Consider the following 17,993-nt stretch of genomic DNA (forward strand, 5'->3'; position numbering starts at 1 on the left):
CCCGCGATGACGCCAGCCCAGGCAACACCGTTGCCCAGGCTCGGCCCATCGCGGGGCAAGCCCGCTCCCACGAGCCCAGGCCTTGTCACACACCCAAGAGGGTAAAACCATGCCCCGCACCTGGCGCCTGCTGCTGCCCCTGCTGCTCATCCTCAGCCTGCCCTGCACCCTGCCCCCGACCCGCGCCAGCGCTGACCCCGACACCCCCTGGGGGGCCAACTACTTCCCCAACATCCCCCTGCTTACCCAGGACGGCAAACAGGTACGTTTCTTCGACGACCTGATCAAGGGCAAAGTGGTCGCCATCAACTTCATCTTCACCGGCTGCGGCGACTCCTGCCCGGTGGAAACCGCGCGCCTGCGCCAGGTGCAGAAGCTGCTGGGCGAACGCGTCGGCCAGGACATCTTCTTCTACTCGATCAGCATCGACCCCTACAACGACACCCCCACCACCCTCAAGCGCTACGCCGAAAAGTTCGCCATAGGCCCCGGCTGGACCCTGCTCACCGGCGAAGCCGCCGATATCGAACAACTGCGCCGCAGCCTCGGCCTGTATATCGAAGGCCTGGAAAACGGCCGCAGCAAAGACCACAACCTGAGCCTGATCATCGGCAACCAGAGCACCGGCCGCTGGATGAAAGCCTCGCCCTTCGAAAGCCCGTACATCCTCGCCGACCGCCTGGCCAACAGTCTGCACAACTGGAAGACCGCCAGCGCGCAGAACCTCGACTACACCCAGGCGCCGGCCATTCGCCCGCCCAGTGCCGGCGAGCAGCTGTTCCGCACCCGCTGTTCGTCGTGCCACACCGTTGGCGAGGCCGAACGCGGTGCCACCGGCGGGATCGGGCCGGACCTGCTGGGGGTGACCCGCCAGCGCGACGAAGCCTGGCTGAAACGCTGGCTGATGGTGCCGGACCAGATGCTGGCCGAAAAAGACCCGCTGGCCGTGTTGCTGTACCAGCAGTACAACCAGCTGGCGATGCCCAATATGCGGTTGGGGGAGACCGAGGTGGCGGCGTTGCTGGCATATCTGGAGGAGGAGACGACGCGGGTTCAGGGGGTGGTGGGGCGATAGGGTCAGGGTTCGCCGTGGCGCTTGAAGGTGGGGTCCCATTTGCGGCGTAAGCGGATGGGGGAAGGTGTCAGCCCGGGGATGATCCAAAGATGGTAGAGAATCATCGGGATCGACAACCAGACGATCCAGGGGTGTTCCTGTACGGTCTCGACGGGGAGGCCGAATCGTTCATATTCACCAGGGAAGACATGGAAGAAGTAAAAAACCGCAAAGCCAATGTTGTAGAACGAACCGAATACCGCTTTGCCCTCGGTCAGATTGATCCCGGAAAAAAAGAACCAGATAAGCATTGACGATGACAGGCTCCAGCACACGACAAGAAAAAATGTCAAAGCAGTCATAAGCACCCCATGGGGGACTGTCAGATTTTTTGTGTGCGGGCCGGTAATGGCCTGCCGCTAGGCAGGCCCTGATTCTCACCAGGTTGGCCTGATGAACCGATCTCCATACAGAATCGCAAATTGATTCATCGCGCTTTTCCAGTCATGGGCCGGTTTTCCCCAATTGGCTGTGATGTTGCGCAATCCCAGCCAAATCAGTTTGGTCGCTGCATCATCATTCGGGAAATGTCCGCGAGTCTTGATGACCTTGCGTAGCTGGGCATTGATGCTCTCGATGGCGTTGGTGGTATAGATCACCTTTCGGATGGCGGGCGGGAAAACAAAGAATGGAATCACGCGATCCCAAGCCCGTCGCCAAGCAGCCACCACCGTCGGATATTTCTCGCCCCACGGCCCGTTCTCAAACTCATCGAGTGCTTGCTCAGCCGCTTCGGCATTGATGGCTTGGTAAATCGGCTTCAGCTCCTTGGCCAGAGCCCGCCGCTTGTCCCAGGCCGCGTAGTCGAGGCTGTTGCGGATCAGGTGCACGATGCACGTCTGCAGCGTCGTTTCTGGAAACACTGCGCTGAGGGCCTCTGGCATGCCTTTGAGGCCATCGGTCACGGCAATCAGCACATCTTCAACACCGCGCGTCTTGAGATCGTTAAAGACCTTCATCCAAAACTTCGCACCCTCGGTGTTCTCGATCCAGATGCCCAGGATATCGCGCGTCCCGTCGGGGAGAACGCCCAATGCCAAGTAAATGGCCTTGTTGCGCACCAAGCCTTCTTCGCGAATCTTCACTCGCAGTGCATCAAAGAAAATGACCGGGTACATCGGCTCCAGTGGCCGCTGTTGCCACGCGCCAATCTCTTCCATGACCTCGTCTGTCACCGAGCTGATGAAATCGGGTGAAACGTCGGTTCCATACTGCTCGGACAGGAAGGCCCGGATCTCTCTGACCGTCATTCCACGGGCGTACATGGCGATGATTTTGTCATCGAATCCGGTGTAACGGCGCTCATGCTTGGGGATCAGGATGGGCGAAAAACTGCCGTCACGGTCCCGAGGGATATCCAGCCGTAGCGGGCCATCGCCTGTCAGTACAGTCTTGCCACTCGTGCCATTGCGCTGGTTGGTCTCATCCTCTGGGCGCTGCGCGCCCGGTGGATAGCCCAGGTGATGACCCAGTTCGGCGTTCAGGGCTCGCTCGATCAGTGCTTTCTTGAAGGCGGCAGAGGCCTCTTCGATAGCCTCTGCGGTCATCAGTGGGGTCGCGGAAAACTGTTCAAGCAGCTCTTTCGGGACCTTCGGTAACTCTCGAAGCGGTTTCTTTTTGGTTGGCATACATGCACCTCTTACTCATGGTATGCCCGAACACAAAATTTCTGACACCCTCCCCCATGGCGTTACCTCAAAATATCCATGTCTCTTTTCCAACGGAAGCAATTCACATTATTGTTCCGGAATTGTGCAACGAAATTAAGCACGGCAAATGCGCAAGCAAACCAGAATATCTGAGGGTGACGTTCAATGAGGTCAGGCCGTTGATAGACATAAAAATATTTATCCAGAGCACCCACCGAACAATGCATGAACGCCAGAATAAAATTATAGAAAATCACAGCACCATGCCTCGTACCCTCCTCGCCTCGCTTTGTTACGCAGCACCTTAGAAACCGTGACCCCGCAAGTGCTGCAAAAGAGAAAACAACATAAAACCATAGCATTGCATAATCCTCATCTGGCTTTACGAATTGCAACCAATCATCCCAGCCGCGTTGAATCAGCCCCCCCTTGGACAAGCCAGAAAAACAGCGAGCATTATTTATTGCCACAATGCCGTATAGGTGGATGAGCATGAATACTAAGGCCAACCCCTCAGCTCTCCCATACACCAAAATCCAGCGTGCCGACTTCATTACCCATGAATTCGCAGTAGCGCTTCACTTTTTTCTGAACCATTTCTTTGTCTCCCACTGCACGGGAAATGCAAAGCTGTGCATCCACATACCAACAATGCACCACCACCCAACAGCAGGGTTTTCATATCTAAAGTCAGGCATATACCCAATAAACAATAGATAGGACCGCTCCATAATCCTCATGTAGTAAGTTGAAAAAAATATATTGAAAACCACGCACAACCAAAAAGTCACCCATCTGAAATTCGCTCCAGAAAACCTATACCTAAGCGTATACGCAATCACCACCCCGACAACCACGCAGCATCCGAACAACCAGGAAATCATTACTTCTGAATCTCCACCCAGATCAGTTCCCCATTCATGACGTTCACACCAAGCTCTAAGCCTATAGCTCCTGCCCCCAAATTTTTGTACGCAGGAACCATATCAGACCTGATGTACTTAAAAAGCCTCCAAGCATTTCGACCAACAACGAGCGTAGTCAACCCAAAACCAGACAACGCCATATCCGTAGCGGCATACACGACATTCCCATGCGAAGCCTTCCCTCCCAGCGCCTTGGCTACTTCCTGATAACCCTTTCTCAATGGACCTACCGTATCGGTTCTTCCCTGAAAAATATTTCGACCATTTTCATAAACTGCATTGATCCCATGCTGCACGAGTGCAATACCCCCCAAAGCACACGCAACCCCTGCGGTCAGCTTGCATACTGCGACACCGCCTGCAATCTGTATTACTCCGGCCGCCAACCCTGCCACCAGTTTTGAATATTGAAAAACTTGATCAGCCAACTCGGCATGTTCTTTCCTTATTTGAACCAGCCCTTGCTCCGGCGTTTTCCTCCCCGTCCGAACATCCTCCACAATGCCCTTCCCGACATACGCCATCTCCTGGGTAAACTGCAGCCGCAACATCCCGTCATCCAGGCACCGCGCGGCAACTTCGCAGGCATATTGCGTCAACCGCGCCGCGGCATGGCTGACCTCCCAGAAGTCGTCGTCCCACGGCACGTCATGCTCGCTGCGCCCGCTCATTCCTCGCCCCAGGTTGCATACCCGGTTGTTCCGGCCACATGGTGCACCCAGGAGATATCCCGGTAGCGCAGCGCCAGATACTCCTGCGGCTCCTGCTCGTTGAGCAGGACCGCGTGGGGCATGGCAACGTTCTGCTGGACGATCACCGCCCCGCCGAGTCTCACCGAGTAGTATTTTTCCTGGAGGCCCGCAGCGCTGGTGCGGAAGAACTGAATGTCGCATTCGACCCGCTCGCCGCTGTCCAGCGCCTGGGCCAGAAGCGGGGTGGCCTTGTCGACAAACTTGGTGAGGTAGACGGGACGGTGCAGCGCGCGCTGCGTGTTGTCGGCATTGGTGAGGCCATGGTCGAAGGCCAGGACCATGATTTCATCCCTATGCCCCAGTTGGCATTTGTTGCCAATGGAGTCCTGGGTGGAACAGCCCGCCGAGATCAAACCCTGCAGCGAACCTTTGATCGACATATATCCGTGATAAGCCATGTTACGAACTCCCTGTAAAAGGCTCGCAATCTAATGACGCACGGTGCAGCTGTATGTCGGACGCGTCCGAAAATGCGCCATTAAGAAGTTACCAAGTACGTCAGACAGGCTGGACGCGCTCGGTAACTTCCTGGGCAAAACTGCCTGCCAAACGGCTTGACCCTCACACGCGTCGCGCTCCATGCTCAGCCGCTTCCACCCACGCTCAAGGAACGACTGCATGAAGCTGGAAACACTCGCCATCCACGCGGGCTTCAGCCCCGACCCGACCACCCGGGCCGTGGCCGTGCCGATCTACCAGACCACCTCGTTCGCCTTCGACGACACCCAGCACGGCGCCGATCTGTTCGACCTGAAGGTGGCCGGCAACATCTACTCGCGCATCATGAACCCCACCAACGACGTGCTCGAACAGCGCATGGCCGCCCTCGAAGGCGGGGTCGGCGCGCTGGCCGTGGCGTCGGGCATGGCCGCCATCACCTACGCCATCCAGACCGTCGCCGAGGCCGGCGACAACATCGTCTCGGTGGCCAAGCTGTACGGCGGCACCTACAACCTGCTGGCCCACACCCTGCCGCGCATGGGCATCACCACCCGCTTCGCCGCCCATGACGACATCGCCGCCCTCGAAGCGCTGATCGACGAACGCACCAAGGCGGTGTTCTGCGAGTCCATCGGCAACCCCGCCGGCAACATCGTCGACATCGCCGCCCTGGCCGCCGCCGCCCACCGCCACGGCGTGCCGCTGATCGTCGACAACACCGTGGCCACGCCGATTCTGTGCCGCCCGTTCGAGCACGGCGCCGACATCGTGGTGCACTCGCTGACCAAGTACATCGGCGGCCACGGCACCAGCATCGGCGGCATCGTCATCGACTCGGGCAAGTTCCCCTGGGCCGAGCACAAGGCACGCTTCGCCCTGCTCAACACCCCCGATGCCTCCTACCACGGCGTGACCTACACCGAAGCTTTCGGCCCCGCCGCGTTCATCGGCCGCTGCCGCGTGGTGCCGCTGCGCAACACCGGTGCCGCGCTGTCGCCGTTCAACGCCTTCCTGATCCTGCAAGGCCTGGAAACCCTGGCCCTGCGCATGGAGCGCCATACCGAGAACGCGCTCAAGGTTGCCCACTACCTGCAAGGGCACGAGCAAGTGGCGTGGGTGAAATACGCCGGCCTGCCCGACCACCCCGAGCATGCCCTGGCCCAGCGCTACACCGGCGGCAAGCCGGCCTCGATCCTGTCGTTCGGCATCAAGGGCGGCCAGGCCGCAGGTGCACGCTTCATCGACGCGCTGCAGTTGGTGGTGCGCCTGGTGAATATCGGTGATGCCAAGTCGCTGGCCTGCCACCCCGCCTCCACCACCCACCGCCAGCTCAACGATGAAGAGCTGGAAAAGGCCGGCGTGCCACGGGACATGGTGCGCTTGTCGATCGGCATCGAGCACAGCGACGACATCATGGCCGACCTGGCCCAGGCGCTGGAGGCCAGCCGCGGCTGATTCACCCGCGCCCCACCCAATGCCGACGGCGGGCGCACCCATGGCAACAGCGGATACCCAGGCAATGACCCTGTTCTACCTGAAACTCATCGTCACGCCGCTGCTGATGTGGGCCGTGTCCCTCGCCTCGCGGCGCTGGGGCGGCCTGCTCGGTGGCTTGCTGTCCGGCCTGCCGATCACCTCGGCGCTGGTGATGACCTTCCTGTGCCTGGAGCAAGGCACGGCGTTCGTCCTGGGCGCGGTGCCCGGCGCCCTCGGCGGGCTGGCGGCGGTGCAGGCCACCTACGCCTTCTACCTGTACATCACCCGCCGCTTGGGCATTGCCAGCGCCGTGCCGCTGGCGCTGCTGTGTTATGGCGTGGCGGCCCATGCCTTCACCCATTGGGGCAGCCTGCCCCTGTCGATTACCGTGGCCCTGCTGCTGATCGCCGTGCTGATCCGCGCCAGTGGCCGCGAACCCAGGCCCGACAGCCTCGCCCAACCCCGCCACCGCTATTGGGAAATCCCCCTGCGCATGGTGTCCGCCACCGGCCTGTTGATGGTCACCACCAGCCTGGCCAGCTGGCTCGGGCCCGCCGCCAGCGGGATGCTGGCGCCGATCCCGGTGATCGCCTGGCCGTTGGTGGTGTTTGCCCATGTGCAAAGCGGGCGCGCCGGAATGGCGATGATGGTGCGCGGCAATGCAATTGGCGCGGTGGGGGTGATTGCGTTTTATTTGATCGTGGCCGGGTTGCTGGAGCGCATCGGCATTGCTGCGACCATGGGGCTGGCCGTGGTGGTGGCGGTTGTGCTGACCGTGGCGTTGGCGACGATATTGCGCCGGCGCGGGGCTTGATCCGCTCGGGCCGGTTTCGCCCATGAAAAAGCCGCTCCCGGTGCTCCGGAAGCGGCTTTGTCGTTCAACGGTCGAGGCTCATTTGTCGCCTTGCTCTTTGATCGATGGCAACTGCCCCTCGATCATTACCCTGGCCAGGCCGCTGAGGTAGAAGGTCGCGCGCATCAGCGTCTGCGCCTCGCGTGGTTTGGCAAGTGCCTGCTGGGTAAGCCCGGTGACGCAGCCCAGGATGACTGAAGCCTCCTCCAGTACCTCGCGCGTCTGCAGCCCCGGCGTAGCCTGCACCCAGTGGCGTGTTGGCATCTGTTTGCCCCGTTGGGCCAGTGCGATGACGTTCAGTTTCTGCCGCTCCTGCGATTGCTCGTCCTTGTCCATGCGCTTACCCCCTGTCAACGACGGCAACGGCCGCAACCGGCCACCCGCCCAGTGGAAAAAAAGAGCCCGCCGCGTCTCCCCCTCCGGGGCCTCCGTGCCTCACCGCACGATCCTTGTGCAGTGCGCTGATCTGAAGGCCCGGCCAACCCCGGACGGTGAAACACGACGAGCAGGGCGAGACTAGTCGTGCAGATTCACTATCTCAACAGGCTAAGGGCTGAAGAAGGGCTGTTAGGAAATGGACTACATGAAGAGCAGAAGAAATCCTGTAGGACCTACGAGATCAGCTTGCATCACTGTGCGTATTGGCCCTCTTGCACAGCCGCTTGCCACCCCCTGGAAACGGTTTGTGGCCAATGCTGTCGAGCCGTGAGTTTTGCACGTAGCTTCTGCTTACTTCTGCAGCTCTGAAGTTAGATTCAGAACTGATCAGTTGTACTCAGGTACTGGGGAAGAAGCCTGGAGAAGGTCGGCGAAAGCATCGGGCATTGCGCCTTTCTTGAGCATCGCCTTGAAAACCGTATAGACATCAGTGCGAGCGCCAGCCTTGCGTAGGGTCGCCTCGTCATTCAGCCATGCGTAGATGATGCTTTTGGGAACGTCGCCTCGGTACTGGAAGAAAAGGCGATAGCGGTTGGGCAGCCCGGCTTTGACCCTGCGCCAGTGCCGACAGTCCTTACCCAGAGTGTTGCCTTGAACGTAAGCCTTCGCACCTGGATCTGCCGGTACGCGCTCCATGATAGAGGCATCGACTTTTTCCAGAAGCTTGTAATGGGGATGGTTATGGAATCCGTCTGGATCATCGGCTGCCAGACATTCCGCTTCGACAATCAATGCTTCAAAGCGGCTGAGAAAAAGCGGATGACCAAACAGTGCCCATTCGTTGACTAGCGTAATCATCCCTGGCTGCATCACTCAACCTTCAAGCAGCTCGGTACGCTCGCGATTCGCTTGCGCTTTGGCCCGAAGGTGACCCATACGATTCAGCAACGCTGACGGGATGGGCTGGATCCTTTCCGGATGCTCTGATATGTCAGCATGCACAAGCTCAAGAAAGGCTTTTTTGGCCTCCTGCGCTTCGCGCTCGGCGGCCAGGAAAGCCACCTTTACCCTTGACTTGGACATGTTCTGCTCCTGTTCTCGCCCCTGCGACAGCTACCGCATATGCGGCCTGACGAAGGCAATAATACAGCAGAAGCAGCCATGCGAACCTTGGGCAAGCCCATCGTTACAGGTTTCAGAACGGTACTACAATCCCGGCCCGCGGATGCCCGAGTTCGGCAGCGAACGGTTAGCCCTTTTGGCACAGGCTCTTGTACCCGCGCAGGCCTATATTTTGACCAGAACCTCTGTTGCCGGGAGCTGCAGCATGAACATCGATTGGGTCAACTTCACGCCTTGGGCGTCATTGGCCGGAGGCGCCTTGATCGGCCTGGCCGCCAGCCTATTCATCCTGGCGAATGGCCGTATCGCCGGCATCAGCGGCCTGCTTGGCAGCCTGATCCAGGGCGATGGTGAGGGCCGCAGCGAGAAGGCGCTGTTCCTGCTCGGCCTGGTGCTGGCGCCGGTGCTGTGGGGGCTGTTTGCCGTATTGCCCAAGATCGAGATCCACGCCGGGTGGCCGGCGTTGGTGATTGCCGGCCTGCTGGTAGGTGTGGGCACCCGCTACGCCGCAGGTTGCACCAGTGGCCATGGCGTCTGTGGCGTGTCCCGGTTGTCACCCAGGTCGATGCTGGCCACCTTGTGCTTCATGGCGACCGGGTTTGCCACGGTGTTTGTCATCCGCCATCTGCTGGGGGCTTGAACATGCGCAAGTTCACGGCCTTTCTCGCAGGGTTGGTCTTTGGCTTCGGTCTGCTGTTGGGGGGCATGACCAACCCCGCGAAGGTGCTGGCGTTTCTCGATGTGGCCGGGGTCTGGGACCCCAGCCTGGCGTTGGTGATGGCAGGCGCCATCGCGGTAGCGGCCGCCCCGCTGAACTGGGCGCGCACGCGCAAGCAGTCCTTGCTCGGTGCACCCATGCAGTTGCCCGTGAAGCGCACACTGGATGCCCGCTTGATTGGCGGCAGCCTGGTGTTCGGCGTGGGTTGGGGGATTGCCGGTTTCTGCCCTGGGCCGGCGGTGGCGTTGCTGTCTACCGGGCGGTGGCAGGTGCTTGTGTTCGTGGTGGCGATGCTGGTTGGCATGTATCTGTTTGCCAAGCTGGAGAGTCGACGCGGCGCTTGAGCGAGTTATCGGTTTCCGGGGCACCATCACATGAAGGTCATGTCGCCCGAAGGCACCTTCGGGCGTGTTGCTGCTCTATTCGCCTCGCAAGGCCGGGGCCATCAAGCCGTGGTTCGCATCCTGGACCAGCGCCTTGGCCATGCCACTGAGGTAGTGCATCGCCGTCAGTAGCGTGGGCAGGTGATCCGTTTCCACCATCGCCAGGTCACTGATCTTGTGCACCGCACACATCAGCACGGTGGCCTGCTCCACCGCATGGTCCAGCGGATGCCCCGGTACTACGCGGAACAACGGGGCTTGCACGCCGACCTCCCCGCCTTCGCCGAAATGGCCGACGCCGGTGGTGGCGAGTTGCTTGATGCGTGGGGTTTGCGATTCCTTGTCCATACCACTCCTCCTGCGGCCCCGCGAACGGCGCGGGGCCTGATCGGTGAACATCTAGGGCGAGTACGAGTTCGCCAGGTCAGTGTCGGGATTGCACGCGGCTTAGCGCCACTTCCACCAGGGTGTGGGCGCTGTCGATTTCGTGGATGGCGGCGAGGGTCAGGACCTGGGCTGGGGGTTTGGTGTGGAGCAGGATGGACTGCTGGCTGACGGTCAGGGCGCAGACTAGGTATTCGGAGATTTGGACCAGGAGGTCTTCGAGGGTTTGGGTGGTGTAGCGGTCGTGCTGGGGTGGGTCGGGTCACCCTCGACCCCTACTGCTACTTCCCCTCCAAGACAGTGTTCTACATTTGCCCCTGTATCATCCAGGCCATCTAACAGTTGAGCGCGCAGGCGGCCCGGTACGAGGCTACCGCGAAACCCGCATTACGGCGCTGTGCGACACTCGCATTCGATCCAGGTGGTGGGTTGTAGAAGACGAATAGGTCAGCAGCCTGCTGCCGACACGCTTACCCGTGCACCCGCACGGACAATGTCCCCTTCATGGCGCGAGTTGCTCCATGAACACAACGCGCCCACCAGAATCCGCTAAAGGCCAGAGGGAGCCAAACTATAAATGGGGGACCAGATGGGGGACCAAAAACGACCAGACACAAAAAAGCCCTGAAAAATCAGGGCTTTGATGAAAAATAGTGGCGGAAGCGTAGGAATTCGAACTCTTTCGATTACAACGCCTGATTTGTCCCTGCCGATTGTCCGCTATCGACCCTTTTGCCGTCCTTCGCGGAGCATAGCTACCGGCTAAGACCCGCCACTCATGTCGCCTTCCAGCCCCTATTACACATTATCCAAGCAGCCCAGAATAGGCGAAAAAAGACCGGTAGCGTCCACAAAAGCCATATCATGCAAAAGCGAGACGAGAAGAAACCCACCCAGCCCCCATCTGGGCATATAAGAGGATGCCATTAACGGCACTGGAGGCTGAGGTGTGTGCCCCAACTCCGGATAATATCCGGATAACTTTCTCCTAGCCTGAGACGGCACGCTGATCTGCGATGACTTTACGGGGTAACAAGCCGGTTTTGAGCAAGTCAGCAATGAGGTCAGCTCCATGACCCAGACGCGTGGGCCAATGGCGCAGTTACCAGCACAGACCAGTTAATCAGCCCCTTGAAACCGTCCCCCTGGAAAAACAGATTTCACCTACTCGGTGATTTTCCCACGAGGATCGTCAATGTGCTGTTTAGCCACATCGTAACGAATGCCCTCTCTATCCAGGATACGGACGTTTTTCACAACCGTGGCCAGCGCCGTGAGGAAAGACTCCGAGTTTTCATGGCGCTCGTAAGCTTCTTCATCCGCCCAACCTTCAGTCAAATGGAAATTGTTCGGGTTGCTCAGATCCTGCGCAAATGCGTAGTAAATGCAGCCTGACAGTTTCTGGGCCGCCAGCATCTCGGGGATCACCGCGTCGATGAAGGTCTGGCGGTCGTCGGGATGAACGCGGTAGTACGCACTTACGAGAATCTTGGTCGGCAGCGTCTTGTCGTGGTCGGATGCAGCTGCAGGATGAATGTTTTGCATATCCATACTCCTCAGAGAACAGGTCAGGCGTTGGTAACGGGGGCGAAGGCATTGGCGGCAGCAACGGTGTCCATCGACTCACGCAGTAACTGGATCTTCCCGTCACGCGCGACCAGGCGGCCCGCGTAGGATTGTCGATAGACTCGCCCTGTCGCTGGCACCAGCGCTTCGACGTCGTATTCAGCGAACGCTTGCTCCGGCGTATCGATAAGGAAACGGATACTCCGGAATTTAAAGCCGGGGACTTTTGCGAGCAGGGAAGCGATAAAGGCTTCAATCTGCTCCGGGCCTTGGACTCGGTGGGGGATGCCCAGAGATTTGAGGTATGGAATTTCCAGTGCACCCTCCTCGGCAAACAACTGAGCGGCGGCGCGAGGATTCTGAATGGTGTCCAGGTAGGTCTGGAAAAGTTGTACGGCGTCTTTCATCGACAGGGGCCTTTGGTAAGTTGATTTCCAACGTCATTCGCTTGGGGTGAGTCAACGTTACTGAAGCCCTGGCCGCACGAAAATATCAAAGATTGAAAGCCATCATTTCATTTTTGAACATCGCCTAATGAGTCATACCCAGGTGCCCAGCGCCACGCCGGCTCGGACAAGTGTTCAAAGAAGAAATCGGAAACCGCTCTGATCTTCACTGGCCGGGTTCGTGCAGACGGCGTCACGAAGTACAAACCACCCCGCGTCATGCTCCACTCCGGGAGGATTCTTTCCAGGCGCCCATCCATCAGGTATTCACTCGCGATGAACTCAGGCAGTTCGGATATGGCCATCCCTTCTAGCAACAAGGGGATCATTGCATCCGAATTCGTGACCCGCAGAGGCCCGGTAGGCACGACATCCTCTTCAACTCCAGAGGCATGCGTGAACCTCCATACCTGCGTCCGGGCGCGGTAGGCGTAGCTCAGGCAAGGCACACTTGCCAGCTCTCGGGGGTGTTGTGGCCTTCCGTGCTTGTTGAGGTAGGCCGGTGAAGCGACGAGAAACTGGGTTACCGCACACAGCTTTCTAGCCACCAGTGATGAGTCTGGCAGCGCCGCGATTCTCAAGGCAGCGTCAAAACCATCCGCGATCAGGTCGACCGAAGCATCGGACAAATGCAGGTCTACCGAGAGTTCTGGATATTGCCGGATAAGTTTGGGCATCAAGGGCGCGACCCATCTCAAGCCGAACGACATGGGGATCGCAAGGCGAACCAGGCCGCGTGGTCGAACGGAGAGCTCCATTGCCTCACCTTCTACCTCTTCGGCCTGCCGGTAGATTTCGCCAGCCTTGCCGGCCATGCTCTGACCGAACTCGGTCAATGAAAGTTGTCGAGACGTGCGGTTGAACAGACGCCCCCCCAGTCGCTCCTCCAGTCGAGCTACGGCCCTGGACACGGTGGGCACCGAAACGCCCATGACTCTGGCAGCGGCAGCGAACGAGCCCTCTTCAGCTACCTTGGCGAACATCGCCAAACCTTCAAAATCCGGAAGTTTGCTCATTTCATTTCTGCAACGATGAGTTTCTGACAATTCTATTTTGGTTTCTTCTTGTCGTCGATACGCTTCTCCCACCGCAACATTTCAAACATTGGAGAACGCTCATGACTGGCAAGCTTGTAAACAAAATCGCAATCGTGACTGGCGGAACCTCAGGCATCGGGCTGGCAACCGCGAAGCTTTTCGCTCAGGAAGGTGCGCGGGTATTCATCACTGGGCGCCGCCAGACGGAGCTGGACAACGCCGTCGCACTGGTTGGCAACGCAGTAGGGGTTCGAGTGGATTCCTCTAAGCCGGACGAACTCGATGCCTTGTACCAACAAGTCGCTGCAGCGCACGGGCGTATCGATGTGTTGTTCGCAAACGCAGGGGGTGGCTCGATGTTGCCGCTGGGAGACATCTCTGAAGAACACTACTACGACACATTTGATCGTAACGTCAAAGGTACGCTGTTCACTGTTCAGAAAGCGCTGCCACTTCTGGCTGAAGGCGCTTCGGTGATTTTAACCGGTTCCACTGCTGCCAGCTCGGGCACGCCCGCATTCAGTGTGTACGCGGCCTCCAAGGCTGCAGTACGTGCCTTCGCCCGTAACTGGATCCTCGACCTGAAGGATCGCAACATCCGGATCAACACCATCAGCCCCGGCGCTACCCGCACGCCGGGCCTGGTAGACCTTGCCGGCCCGGACGCAGCTCAGCAGCAAGGCCTGCTGGATTACCTGGCTTCGCAGATTCCCTTGGGACGCGTCGGAGAGCCTGAAGAGATTGCCAAAGCCGCTCTTTTCCTGGCGTCCAGCGATGCCAGCTTCGTCAACGGTGCCGAACTGTTCGTCGACGGCGGCCAAGCGCAAATCTAACCCGCAAAGGCCGCGAGCAATGCGGCCTTCCCTTACTGTTCCAGGGTCTTCTCATGAACGTTGTAAAGCTCACCCTTATCGCGCTATCCGTCGCGTTCACCTCTTGGGCTCAAGCCGCTTCATCCAGCACCATCTCAGTGCCATCAGGCGCACTGGAGGTATCAGTTATCGACCATGTGGGCATGAATGTTCCAGACGTCGATGCTGCGATTCACTTCTTCGCCGATCTCGCGGGCGCCAAAGTCATCTCGGACATTCGCCCTGGTGCCATCCCGGCAGAATGGAAAACACAGTTTCGCTGGCACCCATCCAGCGAGCTGCAGCGCTTCGCCATGGTGCAGCTCGACGGCGGCGCGAAAGTGGAGTTGTTCCAATATCGGGGCCCGGACATCAACCCTGAACACCCACACGAGGACGATAGCGGCGCCAGCCACTTTGCACTCAAAACTAACGATATCGCGCGCAGCCTTGCCCTCGTCAAATCCAAGGGTTTGAAAGTACTGAACGAGCCGATTACCAATCCTGACGGTGTGCAGTGGTTCTATTTTCTGACGCCGTGGGGTTCGCAAATGGAGCTTGTGTCCATGACCACAAAGTAAATCCTCGCCTCTCCCCCCTTCAACTAGCACCTGGCTCATTCCATGGCGGATTAGGTAACGCCCATCAAAGAATCCCGTTGATTACGTAAGCCTACCGCAAGCAGCTAACATTTTGACCAGTCGATCGAACCGAACAGCAACAAAACCAAGGACATCCATCATGGCAATCGATGCAAACTTCAACGGCATCACGAACACGTCCACACCTTATTCAGTATCGGAGCGCCCTGAACCCGTTGCGTCAAAAGACGACTCAACAACCACCGGTTCAATTAGCGTAAAAGCAGAAACACGGGCCGGATCCGAGACGGGAGCTGGCACGTCCAAAAAAGACATACTGGAAAAACTGCAAAAGCAGATCACCGAAGCGGCGAAGCGAATCCAGGAGCTGCAACAACACCTGCAGCAAGCTCAATCTGGTCAAGCATCCAGCGAGGAAAAAAATGCGCAGGTGGCAGCGATCCAAGCCCAGATTTCGAGTGTAACGGCAAACATGATGGCGATGCAGGCAACAATGATCACGCTGCAAAACTCCGTCGACACAACTGCCTGACTCACAAGCAGTTGTTCGTCAAGCTGACACTTCGATACTCATGTCGTGCCAAATGGCTGTCCCGTCATCACGGGCAGCCAGTGGTTGCGCTGTCAGCTTTCGTACTGATTAAAGCACTCAACCGCAAACGCCCGGTTACCCACACGCTCACCCAGATGCTCATCTCATGGGGCTATCTTCAAAGCAGCCATTCCCCCCGTGGGCCAGGTACGAAAAGAGTAGGGCTGATTGATAGCTGCCTGCTTGAGCACCCTTTTTAAGCTAGAGGTACGCACATATCTTCCTAGGCTCTGTCTGAAATCCTAAGAAACTGAAATGTGGCCTCGGAACAGCCTGGGTTCTGTACAGTCGCCGGCCATCTACGGAAAGGAATTCTGTGATGGCAAAGCGTTATGAACTCTCGGATGAAGCGTGGGCAGTGGTCGCCGACCTCTTTACGGCGGCCCACGTCAGGGGCAGGCCCCGCAGCAGTGATCGTTTGATGCTCGATGGTGTGCTCTGGGTGCTCTGCTCAGGAGCAGCCTGGCGAGATATGCCCGAGCGCTTCGGGTCTTGGGCAACGGTCTATCACCGCTTCCGACTCTGGCGAAACCGCGGAACATTCGATCAGATGCTCAGACGATTGCACCTCAGACTCAATGACAAAGGCTTGATCGATCCCCACACCTGGATGATCGATTCGACCGCTGTTCGAGCAACCCGTGCTTCATCTGGAGCGCGGAAAAAAGGGGGCCTGACGAGCCTGCCGATCACGCTCTAGGCCGCAGTCGCGGCGGCCTGACAACCAAAATCCATATGCTCTGCGACGCCAACGGGATACCGTTGCGCTTCCTTCTCTCTGGCGGCCAAGCCAGCGACATCAGCTATGCCCAGCCGTTGCTTGATGATGTCAGCATCCCGACAAACCAGCGTGGTCGTCCACGCAAACGATGCAAATGGTTGCTGGCTGACAAAGGCTACGACGCCGAGGCCTTGCGCCGTTACTGCGATCGATATCGGATGCAGCCGGTCATTCCGCTGCGCTCAATGAAACGCAAGCCCAAACCCGGCTTGCCGAGACTGTTTGATCGCCCCAAATATCGACAGCGCAACATCATCGAACGCATGTTCGGCTGGCTAAAAGAGAACCGCCGAATCGTCACGCGCTTCGACAAGCTCGCAAAAAGTTATGCCGCAATGGTCTCGCTGGCTTGCGTCATGCGGTGTATGCGACGGCTTTTTTCAGACAGAGCCTAGCCGCCACAGCCCAAAGATAACGCAGCTACGACCAGGCAAATGAGCAAATTCCCCAGTACCTGACCAAATTGGAAAGGAGTTAAATATCCTTTAAATGCGGGTAACGCTGTTTTGAAGGTCGTGGTTGCAATGTAAATCCACACAAATACAGATGCTGTATAAATGGGCAGTGAGACAGAAAGCCGAGATGCCTTGTTGATGATCATTTGCTTCCTTGCAGGCTGACTAGGACAGCCCATGGTAAAGGCTTGGCGATCCAAGTCCAGCATGCAAACCATGCAGACCCGGGTCGAGTTCACCGGAGAAGACATCGACCGCTCGCAATGGATTTTCATCGATGATGAAGTCGTCCAAGCTCCCAGGCAGCAACGTAACCTGCGTCCTAGCCTCACCCTCGATGGATCGTTTCATGATTACCCCCACGACCACGACGACCGGAAAGGTTAGACAGCAGAGGGGGTGCTAACACAGCTTGGAGCGAAAACGGTCATTGAAGATTCACTGGTGCGAGCATGTGCCCATTAACTCATATAGTTAGACGCTCTTGAGAAGCGCTCACTTACGGATTTTGATGTGCCAACCAGCACCCGAAATACAATCGACATCTCGGTGGGGCAAAAAGTGGGGCAAAATTGCTAACCAGTGAAAAGCGGTCAAGCATAAAAAAATCCAGCCACCGCTAAGTGACTGGATTCTTCGGAGTATTTTGGTCGGGACGGAGTGATTCGAACACTCGACCCCTTGCACCCCATGCAAGTGCGCTACCGGGCTGCGCTACGCCCCGACATCATTCTCGATACCGCTGAGAACGTTGAAGAATTTAACCTAAGCTTTTGAATAATGGAAGCTTTTTTTCAAAAAACTTTCCGTTCGTCGCCAACCAGATCACTTCTTCAACACCACCAACACATCCTCCAACTCAGCAATCATCTGCCGAATCAGCTGCTTGTACTGGCTGGATTCATCCTTGACCTCATCACTGGAGAGCCGCAACCGCGCCCCGCCAATGGTAAAGCCCTGGTCATACAGCAAAGCGCGGATCTGGCGGATCATCAGCACGTCTTGGCGCTGATAATACCGCCGGTTGCCACGGCGCTTCACCGGGTTGAGCTGCGGGAATTCCTGCTCCCAGTAGCGCAGCACGTGCGGTTTTACCGCACAGAGCTCGCTGACTTCACCGATGGTGAAGTAGCGTTTGCCCGGGATGGGGGGCAGCTCGTCGTTATGGCTTGGTTCCAGCATAGGCCTCTACCCGGGCTTTCAGCTTCTGCCCTGGACGAAAGGTGACGACGCGGCGCGCGGTGATCGGGATCTCTTCCCCTGTCTTGGGGTTGCGGCCCGGCCGCTGGCGTTTGTCGCGAAGGTCGAAGTTGCCGAAACCGGACAACTTGACCTGCTCGTTATCTTCAAGCGCATGCCGAATTTCTTCGAAAAACAGCTCGACCAGCTCCTTGGCCTCTCGCTTGTTGAGCCCCAGCTCCTCGTACAGCCTTTCGGCCATCTCAGCTTTCGTCAGAGCACCCATGC

General features: G+C 58.1%; 24 protein-coding genes and 1 tRNA gene. 9 read left to right on the top strand and 16 right to left on the bottom strand.

What is annotated here, in order from left to right; all coding sequences use genetic code 11:
• The first annotated feature begins 109 nt into the window (after positions 1 to 109).
• A complete protein-coding gene (locus LOY51_RS17695; RefSeq protein WP_258642369.1) occupies positions 110 to 1,075 on the top strand; it encodes an SCO family protein in 966 nt (321 codons plus the stop codon).
• A 2-nt stretch (positions 1,076 to 1,077) separates the two neighbouring features.
• On the opposite strand, the gene LOY51_RS17700 is transcribed toward LOY51_RS17695, so the two are convergent.
• The 5 genes from LOY51_RS17700 to LOY51_RS17720 form a co-directional block, all read right to left on the bottom strand.
• Positions 1,078 to 1,365 carry a hypothetical protein gene (locus LOY51_RS17700; protein ID WP_258642372.1) on the bottom strand — a complete coding sequence of 96 codons (288 nt, stop codon included), beginning with the start codon at positions 1,363 to 1,365 and terminating at the stop codon, positions 1,078 to 1,080.
• A gap of 126 nt (positions 1,366 to 1,491) precedes the next feature.
• Entirely contained in the window at positions 1,492 to 2,742 is a 1,251-nt protein-coding gene (locus LOY51_RS17705) for an IS256 family transposase (RefSeq protein ID WP_258642375.1), read from the bottom strand.
• A 62-nt stretch (positions 2,743 to 2,804) separates the two neighbouring features.
• Positions 2,805 to 3,317: a hypothetical protein gene (locus LOY51_RS17710; protein ID WP_258642377.1), complete on the bottom strand. Its 513-nt coding sequence runs from the start codon at positions 3,315 to 3,317 to the stop codon at positions 2,805 to 2,807.
• A 329-nt stretch (positions 3,318 to 3,646) separates the two neighbouring features.
• Positions 3,647 to 4,360 carry a DUF4225 domain-containing protein gene (locus LOY51_RS17715; protein ID WP_258642379.1) on the bottom strand — a complete coding sequence of 238 codons (714 nt, stop codon included), beginning with the start codon at positions 4,358 to 4,360 and terminating at the stop codon, positions 3,647 to 3,649.
• Positions 4,357 to 4,839 (bottom strand): Hcp family type VI secretion system effector, encoded by a 483-nt coding sequence (locus LOY51_RS17720; protein ID WP_125464721.1) that lies wholly within the window; start codon positions 4,837 to 4,839, stop codon positions 4,357 to 4,359. The genes LOY51_RS17715 and LOY51_RS17720 overlap by 4 nt, the downstream gene beginning before the upstream one ends.
• A gap of 220 nt (positions 4,840 to 5,059) precedes the next feature.
• Here LOY51_RS17720 and LOY51_RS17725 point away from each other — a divergent pair, with 220 nt between their 5' ends.
• Together LOY51_RS17725 and LOY51_RS17730 are read left to right on the top strand one after the other, a co-directional pair.
• Positions 5,060 to 6,337: a bifunctional O-acetylhomoserine aminocarboxypropyltransferase/cysteine synthase gene (locus tag LOY51_RS17725; RefSeq protein ID WP_258642380.1), complete on the top strand. Its 1,278-nt coding sequence runs from the start codon at positions 5,060 to 5,062 to the stop codon at positions 6,335 to 6,337.
• A gap of 64 nt (positions 6,338 to 6,401) precedes the next feature.
• Positions 6,402 to 7,172 (top strand): hypothetical protein, encoded by a 771-nt coding sequence (locus LOY51_RS17730; RefSeq protein WP_258646680.1) that lies wholly within the window; start codon positions 6,402 to 6,404, stop codon positions 7,170 to 7,172.
• A 78-nt stretch (positions 7,173 to 7,250) separates the two neighbouring features.
• On the opposite strand, the gene LOY51_RS17735 is transcribed toward LOY51_RS17730, so the two are convergent.
• From LOY51_RS17735 to LOY51_RS17745, 3 genes are all read right to left on the bottom strand, one after another.
• Entirely contained in the window at positions 7,251 to 7,547 is a 297-nt protein-coding gene (locus tag LOY51_RS17735) for a DUF3077 domain-containing protein (RefSeq protein ID WP_125859331.1), read from the bottom strand.
• A gap of 429 nt (positions 7,548 to 7,976) precedes the next feature.
• The gene (locus tag LOY51_RS17740; RefSeq protein ID WP_258642382.1) at positions 7,977 to 8,447 is read right to left on the bottom strand and encodes a type II toxin-antitoxin system YhaV family toxin; all 471 of its coding nucleotides are present in this window, start codon (positions 8,445 to 8,447) and stop codon (positions 7,977 to 7,979) included.
• Positions 8,448 to 8,462: 15 nt separating this feature from the next.
• A complete protein-coding gene (locus tag LOY51_RS17745; RefSeq protein WP_258642384.1) occupies positions 8,463 to 8,672 on the bottom strand; it encodes an AbrB/MazE/SpoVT family DNA-binding domain-containing protein in 210 nt (69 codons plus the stop codon).
• A gap of 244 nt (positions 8,673 to 8,916) precedes the next feature.
• Here LOY51_RS17745 and LOY51_RS17750 point away from each other — a divergent pair, with 244 nt between their 5' ends.
• Positions 8,917 to 9,351 carry a YeeE/YedE family protein gene (locus LOY51_RS17750; protein WP_125859334.1) on the top strand — a complete coding sequence of 145 codons (435 nt, stop codon included), beginning with the start codon at positions 8,917 to 8,919 and terminating at the stop codon, positions 9,349 to 9,351.
• A gap of 2 nt (positions 9,352 to 9,353) precedes the next feature.
• Positions 9,354 to 9,773 carry a DUF6691 family protein gene (locus LOY51_RS17755; RefSeq protein WP_125859335.1) on the top strand — a complete coding sequence of 140 codons (420 nt, stop codon included), beginning with the start codon at positions 9,354 to 9,356 and terminating at the stop codon, positions 9,771 to 9,773.
• A 75-nt stretch (positions 9,774 to 9,848) separates the two neighbouring features.
• On the opposite strand, the gene LOY51_RS17760 is transcribed toward LOY51_RS17755, so the two are convergent.
• From LOY51_RS17760 to LOY51_RS17775, 4 genes are all read right to left on the bottom strand, one after another.
• On the bottom strand, positions 9,849 to 10,160 hold the full coding sequence (locus LOY51_RS17760; protein WP_258642387.1) for a DUF3077 domain-containing protein: 312 nt from the start codon (positions 10,158 to 10,160) through the stop codon (positions 9,849 to 9,851).
• A gap of 1,200 nt (positions 10,161 to 11,360) precedes the next feature.
• Positions 11,361 to 11,741, bottom strand: a complete 381-nt coding sequence (locus LOY51_RS17765; RefSeq protein ID WP_125859337.1) for a putative quinol monooxygenase — start codon at positions 11,739 to 11,741, stop codon at positions 11,361 to 11,363.
• A 23-nt stretch (positions 11,742 to 11,764) separates the two neighbouring features.
• A complete protein-coding gene (locus tag LOY51_RS17770) occupies positions 11,765 to 12,169 on the bottom strand; it encodes a nuclear transport factor 2 family protein (RefSeq protein ID WP_125859338.1) in 405 nt (134 codons plus the stop codon).
• Positions 12,170 to 12,276: 107 nt separating this feature from the next.
• Positions 12,277 to 13,224 carry a LysR family transcriptional regulator gene (locus LOY51_RS17775; protein ID WP_125859339.1) on the bottom strand — a complete coding sequence of 316 codons (948 nt, stop codon included), beginning with the start codon at positions 13,222 to 13,224 and terminating at the stop codon, positions 12,277 to 12,279.
• 101 nt (positions 13,225 to 13,325) lie between these two features.
• Here LOY51_RS17775 and LOY51_RS17780 point away from each other — a divergent pair, with 101 nt between their 5' ends.
• From LOY51_RS17780 to LOY51_RS17795, 4 genes are all read left to right on the top strand, one after another.
• A complete protein-coding gene (locus tag LOY51_RS17780; RefSeq protein ID WP_125859340.1) occupies positions 13,326 to 14,078 on the top strand; it encodes an SDR family NAD(P)-dependent oxidoreductase in 753 nt (250 codons plus the stop codon).
• Positions 14,079 to 14,131: 53 nt separating this feature from the next.
• On the top strand, positions 14,132 to 14,677 hold the full coding sequence (locus LOY51_RS17785; protein WP_125859341.1) for a VOC family protein: 546 nt from the start codon (positions 14,132 to 14,134) through the stop codon (positions 14,675 to 14,677).
• Positions 14,678 to 14,837: 160 nt separating this feature from the next.
• Positions 14,838 to 15,230, top strand: coding sequence for a hypothetical protein (locus LOY51_RS17790; RefSeq protein WP_258642390.1), 393 nt, complete (start codon positions 14,838 to 14,840; stop codon positions 15,228 to 15,230).
• Between the two features lie 379 nt (positions 15,231 to 15,609).
• A protein-coding gene (locus tag LOY51_RS17795) for an IS5 family transposase (protein WP_190305981.1) occupies positions 15,610 to 16,466 on the top strand; the annotation gives its coding sequence in 2 pieces (ribosomal slippage) (positions 15,610 to 15,958 and positions 15,958 to 16,466; 858 coding nt in all).
• Here the strand turns inward: LOY51_RS17795 and LOY51_RS17800 are convergent.
• The 4 genes from LOY51_RS17800 to ihfA all read right to left on the bottom strand — a co-directional run bounded on the left by LOY51_RS17800 (position 16,463) and on the right by ihfA (position 17,991).
• Complete coding sequence (locus LOY51_RS17800) at positions 16,463 to 16,672, bottom strand: hypothetical protein (protein ID WP_125859343.1); 210 nt, start codon at positions 16,670 to 16,672, stop codon at positions 16,463 to 16,465. The two genes, LOY51_RS17795 and LOY51_RS17800, sit on opposite strands and share 4 nt — an antisense overlap.
• A 501-nt stretch (positions 16,673 to 17,173) precedes the next feature.
• Positions 17,174 to 17,250: transfer RNA gene (locus tag LOY51_RS17810), tRNA-Pro, on the bottom strand.
• A gap of 101 nt (positions 17,251 to 17,351) precedes the next feature.
• Positions 17,352 to 17,708, bottom strand: coding sequence for a MerR family transcriptional regulator (locus tag LOY51_RS17815; protein WP_011533210.1), 357 nt, complete (start codon positions 17,706 to 17,708; stop codon positions 17,352 to 17,354).
• Complete coding sequence (gene ihfA, locus LOY51_RS17820; protein ID WP_009394049.1) at positions 17,689 to 17,991, bottom strand: integration host factor subunit alpha; 303 nt, start codon at positions 17,989 to 17,991, stop codon at positions 17,689 to 17,691. Before ihfA ends, LOY51_RS17815 begins: the two co-directional genes overlap by 20 nt.
• Positions 17,992 to 17,993 lie beyond the last annotated feature (2 nt).

The sequence above is a fragment of the Pseudomonas sichuanensis genome, from assembly GCF_024749065.1.
Classification (GTDB): Bacteria; Pseudomonadota; Gammaproteobacteria; order Pseudomonadales; family Pseudomonadaceae; genus Aquipseudomonas; species Aquipseudomonas sichuanensis.

Excerpts from the sequence above, each read along its gene's own strand:
- LOY51_RS17695 (WP_258642369.1), top strand. The coding sequence starts at position 110 with ATGCCCCGCACCTGGCGCCTGCTGCTGCCCCTGCTGCTCATCCTCAGC.
- LOY51_RS17700 (WP_258642372.1), bottom strand. The coding sequence starts at position 1,365 with ATGCTTATCTGGTTCTTTTTTTCCGGGATCAATCTGACCGAGGGCAAA.
- LOY51_RS17705 (WP_258642375.1), bottom strand. The coding sequence starts at position 2,742 with ATGCCAACCAAAAAGAAACCGCTTCGAGAGTTACCGAAGGTCCCGAAA.
- LOY51_RS17710 (WP_258642377.1), bottom strand. The coding sequence starts at position 3,317 with ATGAAGTCGGCACGCTGGATTTTGGTGTATGGGAGAGCTGAGGGGTTG.
- LOY51_RS17715 (WP_258642379.1), bottom strand. The coding sequence starts at position 4,360 with ATGAGCGGGCGCAGCGAGCATGACGTGCCGTGGGACGACGACTTCTGG.
- LOY51_RS17720 (WP_125464721.1), bottom strand. The coding sequence starts at position 4,839 with ATGGCTTATCACGGATATATGTCGATCAAAGGTTCGCTGCAGGGTTTG.
- LOY51_RS17725 (WP_258642380.1), top strand. The coding sequence starts at position 5,060 with ATGAAGCTGGAAACACTCGCCATCCACGCGGGCTTCAGCCCCGACCCG.
- LOY51_RS17730 (WP_258646680.1), top strand. The coding sequence starts at position 6,402 with ATGACCCTGTTCTACCTGAAACTCATCGTCACGCCGCTGCTGATGTGG.
- LOY51_RS17735 (WP_125859331.1), bottom strand. The coding sequence starts at position 7,547 with ATGGACAAGGACGAGCAATCGCAGGAGCGGCAGAAACTGAACGTCATC.
- LOY51_RS17740 (WP_258642382.1), bottom strand. The coding sequence starts at position 8,447 with ATGATTACGCTAGTCAACGAATGGGCACTGTTTGGTCATCCGCTTTTT.
- LOY51_RS17745 (WP_258642384.1), bottom strand. The coding sequence starts at position 8,672 with ATGTCCAAGTCAAGGGTAAAGGTGGCTTTCCTGGCCGCCGAGCGCGAA.
- LOY51_RS17750 (WP_125859334.1), top strand. The coding sequence starts at position 8,917 with ATGAACATCGATTGGGTCAACTTCACGCCTTGGGCGTCATTGGCCGGA.
- LOY51_RS17755 (WP_125859335.1), top strand. The coding sequence starts at position 9,354 with ATGCGCAAGTTCACGGCCTTTCTCGCAGGGTTGGTCTTTGGCTTCGGT.
- LOY51_RS17760 (WP_258642387.1), bottom strand. The coding sequence starts at position 10,160 with ATGGACAAGGAATCGCAAACCCCACGCATCAAGCAACTCGCCACCACC.
- LOY51_RS17765 (WP_125859337.1), bottom strand. The coding sequence starts at position 11,741 with ATGCAAAACATTCATCCTGCAGCTGCATCCGACCACGACAAGACGCTG.
- LOY51_RS17770 (WP_125859338.1), bottom strand. The coding sequence starts at position 12,169 with ATGAAAGACGCCGTACAACTTTTCCAGACCTACCTGGACACCATTCAG.
- LOY51_RS17775 (WP_125859339.1), bottom strand. The coding sequence starts at position 13,224 with ATGAGCAAACTTCCGGATTTTGAAGGTTTGGCGATGTTCGCCAAGGTA.
- LOY51_RS17780 (WP_125859340.1), top strand. The coding sequence starts at position 13,326 with ATGACTGGCAAGCTTGTAAACAAAATCGCAATCGTGACTGGCGGAACC.
- LOY51_RS17785 (WP_125859341.1), top strand. The coding sequence starts at position 14,132 with ATGAACGTTGTAAAGCTCACCCTTATCGCGCTATCCGTCGCGTTCACC.
- LOY51_RS17790 (WP_258642390.1), top strand. The coding sequence starts at position 14,838 with ATGGCAATCGATGCAAACTTCAACGGCATCACGAACACGTCCACACCT.
- LOY51_RS17800 (WP_125859343.1), bottom strand. The coding sequence starts at position 16,672 with ATGATCATCAACAAGGCATCTCGGCTTTCTGTCTCACTGCCCATTTAT.
- LOY51_RS17815 (WP_011533210.1), bottom strand. The coding sequence starts at position 17,708 with ATGCTGGAACCAAGCCATAACGACGAGCTGCCCCCCATCCCGGGCAAA.
- ihfA (WP_009394049.1), bottom strand. The coding sequence starts at position 17,991 with ATGGGTGCTCTGACGAAAGCTGAGATGGCCGAAAGGCTGTACGAGGAG.